Origin of the sequence: Mesorhizobium sp. M4A.F.Ca.ET.050.02.1.1 (genome assembly GCF_003997725.1) — a bacterium.
In the GTDB taxonomy this organism is placed as follows: Bacteria; Pseudomonadota; Alphaproteobacteria; order Rhizobiales; family Rhizobiaceae; genus Mesorhizobium.
In genome coordinates, this window is sequence record NZ_RZSG01000855.1 from 1 (window position 1) to 2,460 (window position 2,460).

At 60.9% G+C, this 2,460-nt stretch carries 2 protein-coding genes and 1 pseudogene; all 3 read right to left on the reverse strand.

Annotated features, from left to right (window positions below; all coding sequences use genetic code 11):
- Positions 1-196: 196 nt before the first annotated feature.
- Complete coding sequence (locus EOA33_RS32215; RefSeq protein WP_127407465.1) at positions 197-658, reverse strand: tyrosine-type recombinase/integrase; 462 nt, start codon at positions 656-658, stop codon at positions 197-199.
- A gap of 239 nt (positions 659-897) precedes the next feature.
- A pseudogene (locus tag EOA33_RS32220) lies at positions 898-1,233 on the reverse strand (transposase); the annotation flags it as partial.
- A 106-nt stretch (positions 1,234-1,339) separates the two neighbouring features.
- Positions 1,340-2,100, reverse strand: a protein-coding gene (locus tag EOA33_RS32225; RefSeq protein WP_127407466.1) for an IS5 family transposase whose coding sequence is annotated in 2 segments (ribosomal slippage) — positions 1,340-1,773 and positions 1,773-2,100 — 762 coding nt in all. Because the reading frame shifts where the segments join, the coding sequence is not laid out codon by codon here.
- Positions 2,101-2,460: the final 360 nt, after the last annotated feature.

Consider the following 2,460-nt stretch of genomic DNA (forward strand, 5'->3'; position numbering starts at 1 on the left):
TCCACGGCGTCGACGATGACGGCCGGCCCTTGCGAGTGCCACCGTCTTCGCTCGCTGGCCGAAATGCATGGTCCGACATTCCGGCCGTCGTTGAGGCCATGCGTCAGTTTTGGATGCCGACCCGCTTCAGAACCGGCAGGTAACCCGGAGGGAGAGGCAGGGCCATCTCGTACCGCTTACGGTTAAACGGCTGACGTCATTCGAACGTCGTTGCAAACGTTGAGGCGCCCGACCCGAACATCATCGTGAGGCATGCGACCTCGGAAAGGACCATGACCTCGGCGACGGCATCACCAAAACCATGTTGACAATCACACGCAACTAAAGGGCCGTTTGACATAGGGCTGCGTGGCATACCGAGGTGCGCGTAGCTTCGCGCGGCATAATCCGACAGCACGGTGACCGTCGTGGCACGGGGTGGCACCTGCCACCATTTGCCGACCTTCGCCTCGTAAATGGTAAGGATGCCTTGGTCAAGATCGAGGTCATCCCGGCACAAGTGGAGCGCTTCGGAATGGCGTAGTCCGGCTAGCGCTATCAATCCGAACAGGCAATGATACGTCCAGCGACGTAGGGCGTTGGCTGGCGGCAGCGACAATGCTGCCGCCAAAACCGCCTCAATGTCGGAATCGGGATAGACGGCACCACGCGCCTCCATGAGGGGGACGAAATCCGACAACCATCGGGCGGGGCCGCGATACTTGTATCCTAATCCCTGGCGCGTCCCTGGAAGCCTGATTCAAAAAACGGCGCATGACGCCGGGACTTTTATGAGGACCAGGACGCGCGGATCTCCATCATGGCGATGGCAGCAAAGCCACTACGCCGGATACGTTTGCGCACGACCGAGAAAGCCATGAGCAGCCTACTTGCCAACGGGGCGGGCCATACGTTTTTGAACGTCCAGCCGCGCTTGCCAAGCCAGGCGCTCAAGGCACTGCGGCTGATACGTGCCGACCGTTCGATTGCCAGCCGCTCGACCATCTCGTCCAGCGTGATGTCCTTGCGCGCCTCGATCAGCCCGACGATGAAGACTTCATGCGCATCGAGGCTTGAACTCCTCCGCCAACCCTGTGGCCGAGGCGTCCGCTCGCCGAGCATGGCTCGCGCGACCCAGCGGATCGCGCTCGATATCCCAACGCCGAACCGCGCCGCCGCCTGCCGCGCCGACATACCTTCATCGGAAGCCTTCAAAACCCGCGACCGAAGATCTTCGTTCAGTGCGCTTGCCATCATCCACCTCATCGAAGTAGACGTTGAATCAGCCCAGCAGGCCTCTGTCGCATCACAATCGATTCATCGATCGATGGATGTGCTCTAGGCTGTAGTGACAATTTAATCATTTGAGCCAGAGCATGATGGCGGCGAGCTTGACGAAGCCAAGGAAGTTGGCAGCGATTTTGTCGTAGCGCGTTGCGATGCGCCGCCACTGCTTGAGCTTGGCGAAGAATGCCTCGATGCCCCAGCGGTTTTTGTAGGCGATCTTGTCGTAGCTGTGTTGGTATTTGCGATGGCGTCGCGGCGGGATGACCGGTTCACCGCCTTGGTCGAGGACCACATCATGCAGTCGATCGGCATCATAGGCGCGGTCGGCGATCACCTGGCCGGCAGCAATGCCTTCGACCAGACCACAGGCCGGTGCCATGTCATTTTGCTGCCCGGGGCCGATCTCGAAGCGGACCGGCAGGCCGAGTGCATCTACGACGGCATGAAGCTTGGTGCCGAATCCGCCACGCGAGCGCCCGAGAGCCTGGGCTTCAGATCCCCCCTTTTACGCCGGGCTCCTGCAGCTTGGGCCTGAGCGCGGATAACGGTCGCGTCGATCATCAGCCATTCCAGGTCTGGATCACTGCTGATTGCTTCGAACAATCGATCGAACACGCCCGCTTCGATCCAGCGATAGTAACGTCGTTTCGCCCTCTGATGCGGGCCAAACCCCTCCGGCAGGTCGCGCCAGCGGGCGCCAGAGCGAGCAATCCATAAAAGCGCATCGAAGAAGCGCCGGCCATCGCTACGAGGGCCGCGCTTGCCCTTGCGTCCGCCCGGCACAAACGGCTTGATCCGCTCCCATTGATCGTCGCGTAGTATCTCACCTTCCAAAGCTGACCTCCAAAAGTCAGCCTTGAATCTGGAGGTTTCTGTGAGGTCGCGAGCACCGAGAGTACGGCCGGAATGATGCGGCGACCTCATAGAAACCTGATTGAACTGAACCGCGGGCCGCCGCTGCGAGCTATGGGGATTTGATCGCGGCTATCAGCTTGGAGAGGGTATTGATCGGGCTCGATGACGACTGACGGGCGGGCGGCTTGGCTGTAGCGAAGGTTCGATGTGCAGCCGGCCTTGCTCGCGGAGATCGGCACGGCGGGGAGAAGTGCGACCCGATGAGCCTCTGGGCCGGATTGGGGCACAAAGCTTCGCTGCCGCCCGGAGACGCCGCCGCGAATATCGCACAAATCTGGG